This is a genomic window from Roseicella frigidaeris, from assembly GCF_003258945.1.
GTDB classification, from domain to species: Bacteria; Pseudomonadota; Alphaproteobacteria; order Acetobacterales; family Acetobacteraceae; genus Paracraurococcus; species Paracraurococcus frigidaeris.
Genome location: NZ_QLIX01000049.1, coordinates 1 through 12,532, shown reverse-complemented (window position 1 = coordinate 12,532; position 12,532 = coordinate 1). Strand labels below are relative to the sequence as shown.

Annotated in this window: 12 protein-coding genes; 4 read left to right on the top strand and 8 right to left on the bottom strand. The window is 72.9% G+C overall.

The annotated features are described in order from the left end of the window. Positions 1–117: 117 nt before the first annotated feature. From DOO78_RS26055 to DOO78_RS26020, 8 genes are all read right to left on the bottom strand, one after another. On the bottom strand, positions 118–1,359 hold the full coding sequence (locus DOO78_RS26055) for an NAD(P)/FAD-dependent oxidoreductase (protein ID WP_111472806.1): 1,242 nt from the start codon (positions 1,357–1,359) through the stop codon (positions 118–120). Positions 1,360–1,477: 118 nt separating this feature from the next. Next, a complete protein-coding gene (locus DOO78_RS26050; RefSeq protein WP_111472805.1) occupies positions 1,478–1,897 on the bottom strand; it encodes a response regulator in 420 nt (139 codons plus the stop codon). 148 nt (positions 1,898–2,045) lie between these two features. Continuing rightward, positions 2,046–2,921, bottom strand: a complete 876-nt coding sequence (gene modD, locus DOO78_RS26045; RefSeq protein ID WP_111472804.1) for a ModD protein — start codon at positions 2,919–2,921, stop codon at positions 2,046–2,048. 207 nt (positions 2,922–3,128) lie between these two features. Next, entirely contained in the window at positions 3,129–3,740 is a 612-nt protein-coding gene (locus DOO78_RS26040) for a pyridoxamine 5'-phosphate oxidase family protein (RefSeq protein WP_111472803.1), read from the bottom strand. 159 nt (positions 3,741–3,899) lie between these two features. Next, on the bottom strand, positions 3,900–4,268 hold the full coding sequence (locus DOO78_RS26035; RefSeq protein WP_111472802.1) for a winged helix-turn-helix domain-containing protein: 369 nt from the start codon (positions 4,266–4,268) through the stop codon (positions 3,900–3,902). 76 nt (positions 4,269–4,344) lie between these two features. After that, positions 4,345–5,043, bottom strand: coding sequence for a molybdate ABC transporter permease subunit (modB, locus tag DOO78_RS26030; protein WP_111472801.1), 699 nt, complete (start codon positions 5,041–5,043; stop codon positions 4,345–4,347). A gap of 7 nt (positions 5,044–5,050) precedes the next feature. Beyond that, the gene (modA, locus tag DOO78_RS26025; RefSeq protein WP_111472800.1) at positions 5,051–5,827 is read right to left on the bottom strand and encodes a molybdate ABC transporter substrate-binding protein; all 777 of its coding nucleotides are present in this window, start codon (positions 5,825–5,827) and stop codon (positions 5,051–5,053) included. Between the two features lie 60 nt (positions 5,828–5,887). Then, positions 5,888–7,147: a DUF2325 domain-containing protein gene (locus DOO78_RS26020; RefSeq protein WP_111472799.1), complete on the bottom strand. Its 1,260-nt coding sequence runs from the start codon at positions 7,145–7,147 to the stop codon at positions 5,888–5,890. Positions 7,148–7,446: 299 nt separating this feature from the next. Between DOO78_RS26020 and DOO78_RS26015 the strand changes: the two genes are divergently transcribed. The 4 genes from DOO78_RS26015 to DOO78_RS26000 all read left to right on the top strand — a co-directional run bounded on the left by DOO78_RS26015 (position 7,447) and on the right by DOO78_RS26000 (position 12,401). Next, the gene (locus DOO78_RS26015) at positions 7,447–8,943 is read left to right on the top strand and encodes an aldehyde dehydrogenase family protein (protein ID WP_111472798.1); all 1,497 of its coding nucleotides are present in this window, start codon (positions 7,447–7,449) and stop codon (positions 8,941–8,943) included. Between the two features lie 121 nt (positions 8,944–9,064). Further along, on the top strand, positions 9,065–10,546 hold the full coding sequence (locus DOO78_RS26010; RefSeq protein WP_243634801.1) for an aldehyde dehydrogenase family protein: 1,482 nt from the start codon (positions 9,065–9,067) through the stop codon (positions 10,544–10,546). Between the two features lie 155 nt (positions 10,547–10,701). After that, the gene (locus DOO78_RS26005; protein ID WP_111472796.1) at positions 10,702–11,748 is read left to right on the top strand and encodes a molybdopterin-dependent oxidoreductase; all 1,047 of its coding nucleotides are present in this window, start codon (positions 10,702–10,704) and stop codon (positions 11,746–11,748) included. Positions 11,749–11,975: 227 nt separating this feature from the next. Next, a complete protein-coding gene (locus DOO78_RS26000; protein ID WP_111472795.1) occupies positions 11,976–12,401 on the top strand; it encodes a hypothetical protein in 426 nt (141 codons plus the stop codon). Positions 12,402–12,532 lie beyond the last annotated feature (131 nt).

Here is a 12,532-nt window from a genome sequence, read left to right as displayed (position 1 = left end):
GCCCCCAGCCGGCGGCGCCCAAGTCTCTATCCCAGCGCCAAAGACACAAGCGAACCGGAGGTTCGCGCCCGGCGTCTGAGGGGGCCGTTGATGGGTCACCAGCGACGGCCGTTCGTATCAGAACCGGTCGGGGCGATAGGGCTCGGGCGGCAGGAAGGGCGCCTCGCCGGTCATCATCTCGGCCAGCAGCCGGCCGGTGGTGGGGCCCAGGGTGAGGCCCTGATGCGCATGGCCGAAGGCGCACCAGGCGCCGGCCTGGCCGGGCAGCGGGCCGATCACCGGCAGCATGTCCGGCATGCAGGGGCGCACGCCCATCCAGGGCACGGATTCCACCCGCTCGGCCAGCGGCAGCAGGCGGCGCGCCACCGGCTCGGCGCGTTCGAGCTGCACCGGCGTCGGCGGCGCGTCCGGCGCGGCGAATTCCGCCCCCGTGGTCAGGCGGATGCCGGCGCGCATCGGCGCCAGGAGGAAGGCGCTCTCGGTGTCGAGCACCGGCCGGTGCAGCACGGCATTGCCCTGCAGCCGGTAATGCATGTGGTAGCCGCGCTTGCCGAAGAGCGGCGGCGCGTAGCCGAGCGGCCGCGTCACCTGCGTCGCGGCGCCGCCGAGGGCGATGACCACCGCCGCGGCCTCCTGCACCCCCTCCGCCGCCTGCACCTGCCAGCCGGCGCCGGCGCGGCGCAGCGTCGTCGCATCGCCGCGCGCGAAGCGGCCGCCGGCCTCCTCGAAGCGCTTCGCATAGGCGAGGGTCAGCGCATGCGGGTCGCTGACCGAGAGCGGATCGGTCCAGTGGATCGCGCCCGCCCGCCGCGCCAGCAGATGCGGCTCCGCCTCGGCCAGCGCCGGGCCATCCAGCAGGGCATAGCCGACCCCGTGCTCCCGCGCCGCGATCGCCGCCTGCGCCGCCGCCGCCTCCAGCATGCGCGGGTCGCTGTAGAGGCGCATCCAGCCGATCGGCCGCAGCAGCGCCTCGGCCTCGGTGCCGCGGGCCAGCGCCAGATGCTCGTCGAGGCAGGTCTCGATCAGCCGGGCATGCGCCGCCTGCGCCTGCGCGTAGCGCCGCGGCTCGGAGTGCCACCAGTAGCGCAGCAAGGGGGAGGCGAAGCCGGGCAGGGCGAGCGGATGATAGGCGACGTCGATCGCCCGGTTGCCGGCGATGCGGCGCAACTCGCCGATGTCGCGGGGGAAGGGATGCGGGAAGACCGCCTCGCGCTGGATCAGGCCGCCATTGCCGAAGGAGGCGCCTTCGCCCGGCCCCTGCCGGTCCAGCAGCAGCACCGCGCGCCCCCGCCGCTGCAGGTGCAGCGCCACGGAGACGCCCACCATGCCAGCCCCCAGCACCAGAACCGATTGCCCCATCCCATGCCTCCGCCGCAGCCGGAGAGAAAGCATCCGGCCCGGTCGCCGGCGTAGCAAGGGGCGGGCCGCCGCGCAGCCGCGCCGATGGCCGGGCCAGGGTCCCGCGGGGCGGGGCGGATCAGGCGGGTTCCAGCGCGGCGCTCTTCCAGCCGGGATGGCCGGCGCCGCGCGCGCGGCCCGGGCCGCGCCCGACCTCCTGGACCGCGGCGAGGAGGGCTGCGACGGAGAAGGGCTTCGCCAGCAGGCGCTCCGCCGGCCCGAACGCGTAGCCGTCGAAGGCTTCGGGATTGCCGGTCATGAACACCGTGGGCAGGCCGGGCAGGCGCTGCGACGCCAGGCGGGCGAGATCCTGGCCGTTCGGCCCGGGCCCGAGATTGTAGTCGGAGACGAGGATGGCGGGCCGGCAGCGGCCGCCATCGAGCAGCGCCAGCGCCTGCGCCGCGTTGCAGGCCTCGACGCAGGCAAAGCCGGCCTCTTCGAGCAGGTTGCACACGAGCATGCGGATGAGGAGCTCATCCTCGACGACCAAGACCTGCATCGATTGTTCCCCGAAGTTGCGAGGCCCCCCGCCTCTCAACTCACGAGAGAATGAATCCGGTTAAACCATCGGAATTGCATCTTACATGTCTGTGATAATGCGGTGCACAAAATGATCTGCGAATGGGGTGTGGCCGGGTTGGCGCGGTTCAGGCGCGCGCCTGGTGCAGCACCGCCGAGGCATCCTGCATCAGCACCTTCACGTCGAGCGGCGCCGCCGCGTAAGGGGCCGAGGTGACGAGGAGCTGCGCGCCCGCCGCCGCATAGGAGGCGGCATTGCCCTCATGGATGCCCCCCGTCACGGCGACCGGGACCGCGCGGCCGAGCGCGGCGATGGCCCGCACCGCCTCGGCCACCTGCTCGGGCGCCATATGGTCGAGCTGCACGCAATCCACCCCGGAATTGGCCAGCAGCACCGCCTCGTCGACATTCCCCGCCTCGACCACGATGCGCCGCTCCGGCTGCGCCGCCCGCAGCCGGGCGATCCATTCCCGCGGCGGCACGCGGCCGAGGAAGGCGCGGTGCTGGGCGAAGACCAGGACGCTCTCGGAGAGGCTGAAGCGATGCGCCGAGCAGCCCGCGGCGAGCACGGCCTTGAGCATGATGTCCTTGGTGCCGGGGAGATGCTTGCGGGTGCAGGCGACCGCGATCTCGTGCCGGCCCTGGCGGGCGGCGAGGAGGATGCGCCGCGCCCGGGTGGCGACCCCGGAGCTGACCTCGAGCAGCACCTGGGCGGTGCGGTGGGCCATGTGCAGGGCGGCGGCCGGGCCATCGGCCTGCAGGATCTCCGCCCCCTGCTCGAGCTGGCAGCCGGAGGCGGCGAAGCGCCGCACCGTCTCGCAGCCGGCGAGCAGGAAGAGCCGCTCCGCCTCCTCGACGCCGCAGACGGTCATGGGGGCGCCGGCCCGCAGCGCGACGCGGCCGGGGCGGTCGCCGATGCCGAGGCCGAGCGTCGTCATGTCGCCATAGGGCGCATCCTCGCGCAGCAGGGCCTCGAGGCGCGCATCGGGAAGGAGGAAGGGCATGGCGTCGCTGGGACTCCTTCGGGCCGGCATCGGGGGGCAAGGGGGTCCGGCGCCGCCTCTCGGCATGGCGGACCGGGCCGGCGCAGCCTGCGGGCGGGGGCTCACGCCTGGCCCTCCCTGCGCCGGCCGGACGCTAGTGCCATGCCGGGCGGCCTGTCGCCAGGAACTGCCGCATCCCCGCCATGCGATGCCGGCGGGGCGGCGGGGCTACCACATGGTCGCGGCGGCGCGGCCGGCCCAGTCGCGGTCATAGGTCTCGCCGCCCACCCGGTTCTCGCTCATCGCCGCCAGGATGCGGCCCGGCGTCGGCAGGCTGCGGGGATCGACATGCCGGGCCGGGTCCCAGAGCCCGGCGCGGATCACCGCCCGCGCGCATTGGAAATAGATCTCGCCCACCGCGATCACCACGATGCAGCGCGGCGCCTTGCCCTCCACCGCGAAGCTGGCGAGCAGGTCCGGGTCGTCCTCCAGATGCGCGCGCCCGTTCACCCGCAGCGCGTTGCCCCAGCCGGGAATGAGGAACATCAGCGCCACCCGCGGATCGCGCAGGATGTTGCGCAGGCTGTCGATGCGGTTGTTGCCGCGGCGGTCCGGCAGCATCAGGGTGCGCGCATCGGCGATGCGCACGAAGCCGGCGAGGTCGCCGCGCGGCGAGCAGTCGAGCCCCTCCGGCCCGACGGTCGCCAGGGCGGCGAAGGGCGCTGCCTCGATCAGCGTCCGGTATTCCGGTGTCACCCGGTCCGCGACCTTGGCGGTCGCGGCCTCCGCCACCGGCCCGTAGAGCGCGTCCAGCGCCGCCATCGTCTCGATCCGGGCCATCGCGGCCTCCTGCGGAATGCCTGTCGGCGCCGCGGCCAGGGCGGGGGAGGAGAAGGGCAGGGGAGGAGAAGGGGGGCCGCGGGCCGGCTTCTGGCATGCCCGGCCGGCGCGGCGCCAGCCGATGACCGGCGGGGTCGTCCGCCCCCGGCGGCCGCGCCCTCAGCTCCGGGTGCGGCGGACCAGGGCGGCGAGGCGCGGCTCCGCGGCCCGCTGCGCCGCCCGCTCAATGGCGCGGTAATCGGCGACGAGGTTGCGGCCGGCATCGGTCAGCACGGCGCCGCCGCCGCGATAGCCGCCGGGGCTGGCATCGACGACCGGGGTGCCGAGCACCTGGTTCACCGCATCCACCAGGTCCCAGGCGCGCTTGTAGCTCATGCCGAGCGCCCGCCCGGCGGCGGAGATCGAGCCCTCGCGGTCGATCGTCTCGAGCAGGTGGATCTTGCCGGGCCCGATGCGGCCCTGCGCCAGGTCGATGCGCAGGCTGAGGGCGCCGGGGGCGGGATCGGGTTTGCGGGCGGGAGGCTTCATACCGGCCCCGAGTATCGCCGCATTCGCCGGCGGCGTCATCCGTCTCGATGCGGGCCGCGCTGCGGGGCGGGCGGCGTCAGGCGCGGCCGAGCAACCGGCCCATGCGCCGCGCCGCCAGCTCGGCGAGCAGCAGGCCGGCCACGGCGAGGACGAAGGAGATGCCGGCCAGCCGCGCCGCCAGGCCCTCGCCGCCCGGCACCTGGGTGGCGGCATAGATGGCGAGCGGCAGGGTCTGGGTCTCGCCCGGGATGTTGGAGGCGAAGGTGATGACGGCGCCGAACTCGCCGAGACCGGCGGCGAAGGCGGTCACCGCGCCGGCCAGGATGCCGGGCGACATCAGCGGCAGGGTGACGGTGACGAAGCGGTCGAGCGGCCCGGCGCCGAGGCTCCGCGCCGCCGCCTCCAGCCCGGGATCGACCCCTTCGAGGCCGAGCCGGACCGAGCGCACGATCAGCGGGAAGGACATCACCGCCGTCGCCAGCGCCGCGCCGCTGGTGGTGAAGACGAGGCGGATGCCGAACCAGTCGTTCAGCAGGGCGCCGACCGGCCCGCGCACGCCGAAGAGCATCAGCAGGCCCCAGCCCACCACCACCGGCGGCACCACCAGCGGCAGGTGCACCAGCGCATCTAGCAGGGCGCGGCCCGGGAAGCGGCCACGCGCCAGCAGCAGCGCGATGCCGACCGCGGGCAGCAGCGAGACCAGCACCGAGCGCGTGGCGACGAGCAGGCTCAGCCGGACCGCCTGCCATTCCTCCGGCCCGAGCCCGAGACCCATCCCTGCCTCAGCGGGCCAGGCCGAACCCGAAGCGCTGCCAGACCGGCATCGCCTCCGGCCCCGTGAGGAAGGCCAGCAGGGCACGCGCCTCGGCATGGTTGGCGGCCCGCTTCGTCAGGGCGAAGGGATAGGTGATGGGCGGATGGCTCGCCGCCGGGAAGGTGCCCACCACCTTCACGGCGCTGCTCGCCGCGGCGTCGGTGGAGTAGACGATGCCGTAGGGTGCCTCGCCGCGCTCGACCAGCAGCAGGGCGGAGCGGACGTTATCGGCGCGGGCGAGGCGCGGCGAGAGCGCCTCCCACTGCCCCATCCAGGTCAGCGCCGCCTGGGCATACTTGCCGACCGGCACATGCGCGGGATCGCCGGTGGCGATCCGCCCCTGCGGGCCGAGCAGCGCCAGCAGGTCGGTGTCGCGCGCCAGGGCGACGGGCTTCGCCGCATCGGCCGGGGCGATCAGCACCAGCGCGTTGCCGAGCGGGCTGACCCGCGTGTCCGGCACGATCAGGTCGCGCTGCTGGACGTAGTCCATCCAGGGCTCGTCGGCGGACATGAAGAGGTCGGCCGGCGCGCCCTGCTCGATCTGCCGCGCCAGCGCCGAGGAGGCGGCGAAGGACAGGCGCGGCGCCGGATGCCCGCGCGACTGCCAGTCCTGCGCCAGGGCGCGCATCGCATCGGTCAGGCTGGCGGCGGCGAAGACCGTGACGGCCTCCTGCGCCCGCGCCGCCGGCGCGACGAGAAGGCCGAGCGTGACGGCGAGCAGGGCGCGGCGAAGCGGACGGAGCATGGGGCTCTCCCGGCGAGGCTGTAGATGACCGGACATAACGAGCGCGGCCCGGCCCGTCCATCACCCCGCCGCGGGCCGGCGGCGCTCCAGCGCATGCAGCAGGCTGGCGACGCCCGTCGACCGCAGGGCGTGGTAGGGACGGCCGCATTGCCGGCACAGGCGCTTCACGGCCAGCGCCGCGTCATGGCTGACGCAATCGACCGGAAAGACGACGAGGTCGGCGCGGCCGATGAGCCCCGGCAGCAGCGCCGCGCCCTGCTCGGCATCGTGATGCAGCAGCGCCGCCCCGTGGCGGGCCGCGGCGCGGCGCAGCAGGGCGGTCTGGCCGGACCGCCCGCCGACATAGAGGACGGTGCCGCAGGGCGCGGCGGCGTCCTGCGGCACGTCTTCGGCCTCCGTCTCCTCGGCCGGCAGCGCCGCCTCGGCCGCCGCGACCTCCTGCAGCGTCACCTCGAGCTCGCGCTCGCGCGCCGCGCGCCGTTCGCGCTCCTCCCGCAGCGCCGCCTCGGCCGCCAGGGCCCGCCGCTCGAGCGCCTCCCGCCGCCGGGCCTCCCGGTCGAGTTGCAGGCGCAGCCTGGCGACGAGACGCCCGAGCTCCGATGCCTCGTCCGGGCTTGCGGCCGCCGGCGCCGCCGCCCGCTCCGCCAGCAGGTTCTGCAGGGTGCGGATGCGCCCGTCGCGCTCGGTGAGGTCGGCCTGCAGCCGCGCCTGCTGCCGCGCCACCGTCTCGCGCAGCGTGGCGATCTCGCGCTCCTGCAGGGCGAGCCGGCGGATATCGGCGCGGTTCGCGGCGCCGACCAGGTGCGAGAGCATGTGCACCTCGCCGAAGGCCTCCGAGACCATCGGCTGGTCGGCCGCAGGATGGGTGAGCACGGCCCAGTAGGCGCCCGGGATCTCGCCGGCCTCCACCGCCTCGCGCCAGGCGGCGTGCAGCGCGGCACGGTCCTTCGCCGCGGCGAAGCGGCGGAGCGCGATGCGGTGCCGCTCGTCGAGCGCCTTGTTCAGCAGCCGGCCGCCGGCATCCTGGCGGGAGGCCAGGCTGACCCCGATGCCGTGCAGCGCATGGTCGGTCGCCTCCGGCGTGCCGAGGCCGAGCTTGCGCAACAGCCGCCGCAGGTCGTGGGTCGAGAGGCAGGTGCCGATGATCGAGCAATGCAGGTTGGGCGAGAGCTCCCAGATCCGGGCCCGGCGGGCCGGCGCGGCCTGCGCCGCGGGCGGCCTGGCCGGCGCCATCGGATGCAGGCCCTGGGGGCGCCAGCTCGCCTGCGGGTTGGCGAGGGCGGTCGAGGCCGTCCAGGACGGATGATCGATGCCTGCCACCTGCCGCGCTCCACCCTGCCGTTCGCTATATCAATGTGAGTATAGCGTGGTGATCACCGCAAGGGGGATTCGCCGGGCGGTGGCCGCGGCAGGCCGGGCGGCCCGGCCGGTCAATCCCGGGTGAGGCGCGTCCGGCCCAACGGGGCGTCGGCGGGCGGGCGGCAAACCGGCTGCATCGCTGCCGGAGCAGGCGTCGCCCGCGGCGCGGTCCCGCCGCGACCGTTTCGGATAGCGGATTCCCCTCGACGCCCACGCATCCCGGGCGATATGTAATTTCGACTATAACGAGGAGGAGCTCCATGGACCACGCCGCAACGCATGGCCGGCTCAGTGCCGCCAATCGCGACTTCATCGCGCGCAAGCACCGGCTGCTCATCGATGGTCAATGGGTGGAGGCCCGCTCGGGCAAGACCTTCGCCGTCTACGATCCCGCCTCCGGCCAGCAGATCGCCCAGGTCGCCGAGGGCGGCGCGGAGGATATCGACCGCGCCGTCGCCGCCGCGCGGCGCGCCTTCGAGGACGGGCCCTGGAGCCGGCTGAAGCCGACCGAGCGGGGCAAGCTGGTCTGGCGCCTCGGCGACGTGCTCGAAGCCCATGCCGACGAACTCGCCGAGCTCGAGGCGCTCGACAACGGCAAGCCGATCAGCGACGCCCGCGCCGTCGACGTGCCCTTCGGCTGCGAGCTGCTGCGCTACATGGGCGGCTGGTCCACGAAGATCACCGGCCAGCACATCCCGATCTCGGCGCCCGGCGAGTGGCATGCCTATTCCATGCGCGAGCCGGTCGGCGTCGTCGGCCAGATCATCCCCTGGAATTTCCCGCTGCTGATGGCGGTGTGGAAGATCGCCCCGGCGCTAGCCGCCGGCTGCACCATCGTGCTGAAGCCGGCCGAGCAGACGCCGCTCTCGGCCATCCGCCTCGGCGAGCTGATCATGGAAGCTGGCTTCCCGCCAGGCGTGGTGAACATCGTCACCGGCGACGGCACACCGGGCGCGGCGCTGGCGGCACACCGGGATGTCGACAAGGTGGCCTTCACCGGCTCGACCGAGGTCGGCAAGATGATCGTCCAGGCGGCGGCCGGCAACCTGAAGAAGGTGAGCCTCGAGCTCGGCGGCAAGTCGCCGGCCATCGTCTTCCCCGATGCCGATCTTTCGGTCGCCATCCCCGGCGCGGCCAACGGCATCTTCTTCAACATGGGCCAGTGCTGCACCGCCGGCTCGCGCCTCTTCGTGCACGAGAAGGTCTTCGACAAGATGATGACCGGACTCTCGGACGAGGCCGCCAAGCTGAAGATCGGCCCCGGCCTCGAGCCGGACACGCGCATCGGGCCGCTGGTCTCGGAGGAGCAGCTGCAGCGCGTCACCGGCTATCTCGAGAGCGGCCGGCAGCAGGGCGCCGAGGTGGTCACCGGCGGCAACCGGCACGGCAACCAGGGCTATTTCGTGCAGCCCACCATCCTCACCCGCACGACGCCGGAGATGAAGGTGGTGCGCGAGGAGATCTTCGGCCCGGTGGTCTGCGCCATCCGCTACGGCGATGACGATCTCGACCGCATCGCCAAGGAAGGCAATGCCACCGATTACGGCCTGGCCGCCTCGATCTGGACCCGCGACATCGGCATCGCGCATAAGCTGGCGCGCAAGCTGAAGGCCGGTTCAGTCTGGATCAACGTGCACAACTTCAACGACGTCGCGCTGCCCTTCGGCGGCTACAAGCAGTCCGGCTGGGGGCGCGAGATGGGCTACGAGGCGATCGAGCTCTACACCGAGACCAAGGCGGTCGCCGCCCTGCTGTGACGCCGCGGCGCGGTCCCGGGCCGCGCTGGCCGGCCACGCCCATCCTCCCACCGCGCCGCCGCATCGCCCTGGTGCGGCGGCGCTCGCATTCCATCCGCACCGGAACACCGCAATGAACGAGATGATGAAGACGAGCCGGCATCCCTTCCTCGACGGCAAGCCGAAGCGCATGCTGATCGACGGCAAGTGGCTGGAGGCCGCCTCGGGCAAGACCTTCGAGACCCACAACCCGGCGACCGGCGAGGTGCTGGCGCGCGTCGCCGAGGGCGATTCCGAGGATATCGACCGTGCCGTGGCCGCCGCCCGGCGCGCCTTCACCGGCCCCTGGTCGAAATTCAAGCCCTTCGAGCGGCAGGCCCTGCTGCTGAAGCTGGCCGAGCTGGTGGAGCGGCATTTCGACGAGCTGGCGATGCTCGACACGCTCGACATGGGCGCGCCGATCAGCCGCACCCGCGGCAGCCGGCTCCGGGCGCTCGGCATGCTGCGCTACTATGCCGGCCAGGCGGTCTCGATGCATGGCGAGACGATCGAGAACTCCCTGCCGGGCGAGTACATGTCCTTCACGCTGAAGGAGCCGGTCGGCGTGGTCGGCGCCATCATCCCCTGGAACGGGCCGCTGACGGCGACGATTTGGAAGATCGGCCCGGCGCTCGCCACCGGCTGCACCGTGGTGCTGAAGCCGGCCGAGGAGGCGCCGCTGACGCCGCTTCGCCTCGCCGAGCTGTGCCAGGAGGCGGGCGTGCCGCCGGGCGTTGTCAACGTGGTGCCGGGCTATGGCGAGACCGCGGGCGCGGCGCTGGCGGCGCACCGGGATGTCGACAAGGTGGCCTTCACCGGCTCGCACCTGACCGGGCAGAAGATCATCCAGGCCTCGGCCGGCAACCTCAAGCGCGTCTCGCTCGAGCTCGGCGGCAAGTCGCCCGACGTGGTTTTCGCCGATGCTGATCTCGATGCCGCGGTGCCCGGCGCCGGCATGGCGGTCTTCGCCAATTCCGGGCAGATCTGCAGCGCCGGCACGCGGCTCTTCGTCGAGCGGAAGATCTATGACGAGTTCGCTGGCCGCGTCGCCGCCTATGGCAAGTCGCTGCGCGTCGGCGACGGCGCCGATCCGGAGACGCAGGTCGGGCCGCTGGTCTCGGCCGAGCAGCTCGACCGCGTCACCGGCTATCTGGCGATCGGCCGGCAGGAGGGCGCGCGGCCGCTCTCGGGCGGCGAGCGGCTGACCGAGGGCGCCCTGGCCAAGGGCTATTTCGTGCCGCCCACCGTCTTCGCCGATGTGCGCGACGACATGCGCATCGCGCAGGAGGAGATCTTCGGCCCGGTGATCTCGGCCATCCCCTTCGACGACATCGAGGAGGTCATCACCCGCGCCAATGCCACGAGCTTCGGCCTCGGCAGCGGCTTGTGGACGCGCGACGTGACCAAGGCGCACAAGCTGGCGCGCGCCATCCGCGCCGGCTCGGTCTGGATCAACTGCTACCAGGCGATGGACCCCGCGGTGCCCTTCGGCGGCTACAAGATGAGCGGCTATGGGCGCGAGAGCGGCAAGCAGCATGTCGAGGAATACCTCAACGTGAAATCCGTCTGGATCCGTACCGCCTGAACGGCGACGGCCTCCTGCCAACCGCGCGAACCCATGCCCCGGGCGCTTGACAGCACCGGGACGGCAGGGGTTCGTTGTATTTGAACGGATATAACGAAAGGCGGCGCCCCGGGGAACGGCGCCGCCTGCGGTCGATGCCGGCAGGGAGGCGGGACATGCATCACGGGGATGACCATGCCGGATCGGCGGCGCGGCTGGGCGAGGTCGCGGAGCGCCTGCTGGATCACCTGCCGACATGGGTGCCGCTGCCGGCGGCCTTCCTCGACGCGCTCGGCCTCCTGCGCCTCGGGGGCGAGATCGCCGATCCCGGCCTCGCCTCGGTGAGCGAGCTGCGGGGCCTGCCGGCGGAGACTCAGACCGTCACCTATCTCTCCGGCGGCCAGCCCGTCGGCGACACCTATACCGGCGTGCTGCTGCGCGACCTGCTGGCGCATGCCGGCGGCGTCGTCACCGATGCCAGCGTGAAGAACGACATCCTGAACCACTATGTCGTGGCGACGGGGGCCGATGGCTATCATGCCGTCTTCTCGCTCGGCGAGCTCGAGCAGAAATTCGGCGATCGGCCGGTGATGGTCGCCTATGCCGACGAGGCCGGGCAGCTCGGCCCCTGCGGCGAGGATGGCTGGCTGCGCATGGTGGTACCGGGCGACGCGGCGGGCGGGCGTTATGTGTCGCACCTCGTCAACCTGTCCGTCGGCGGCGGGCCGGACTTCGTCGGCGGCGCCGGTGGCGTCTCGACCGCCTTTGATCTCGGCGGCGCGGTGGCGCATCCGGCGAGCTTCGACGCGGCCGATCTGGCGGCGCTGGCGAGCGTCACGCTGACCGCCGCCTACACCTCGGGCGCGGGCGCGGTGACCGACACCTATACCGGCGTGCCGCTCTGGACCCTGCTGCAGGAGGCCGGGGTCACGACGGACCCGGCGGTGAAGAACGACCTGCTGGATTTCTACGTCGTTGCCACCGGCAGCGACGGCTACCACGCCCTCTTCTCCATGGGCGAGCTCGATCCGCGCTTCGGCGATGGCGAGGTGCTGGTGGCCTATGACGACACGGCCGGGCAGCTCGGGCCCGAGGGCAAGGACGGCTTCGCCCGGCTGGTGGTGCCGGGCGATGGCGCCGGCGGGCGCTACGTGTCGAACCTCGTCAGCATCGAGGTGTTCCGCGCCGACAATCACGGCACCGGCGATCTCGTCTGGGGCTGACGGCGGCCGCCCCTTTCGCAGGGCGGCGCCCCGGGGCGCCCCCGATCCCGCCGGCTGAGGCTTCAACACGATCCTCGCCGCCCCATCTCTAGGGCTGGGCCGGCCTGGACTGCGACCCGCCGGGTCGCGGTCCGCTCCGGCGCGTCCTTGGCGGGACGGCTCCGGCCTCTCAGGGCCGTGGCCTCCCGTCCGTGCCATCGGCACGATCCAGCGGGAGAGACGCCATCATGCAATTCGTGTGCGACGCGCCGGGCCGACGCACCTGGTTCCGGATCGAGACCGAGGCCGAGGCGGCGCAGGAATCCGAGCTGATGCGCCACGCCGTCGAGAAGCATTACCGGCGCGCCCATGAGGCGGCGGCGGAGAGCTACGATCCCACGGGCATTCCCTATATCGAGCAGGGCATCCGTCGCGCCACGCATATCCGGCGCGCGATGCCGGCCTTCTTCACCCTGCGGAACGAGGAGGGACAGGCCCTGGTCACCGCCATGCTGCCCTCGCCGGAGCCATCGGATCTCGCCTTCCGGCCGGTGGTGGTCGGGCCGGGCAACAGCGATCCCTATCCGCAGCACGGCGATGCCATCGAGGTCCTGGGCCGGCATGTCGGCGTCACGCTCGATCGGGCGCGCTGCTATCCCTATCGCCGGGGCTGAGGCCCCGGCATCCGCTCACGACCTGTTTTGTCCGTTGGGTATGTGGGTTGGCTTGGAGGTGTTGAGGGTGTTCCAGGTGTTGGCTGGGGGTGGTGGGCCTTCGGTTGGGTTCCAGTGGCCGGTTTTCTTCA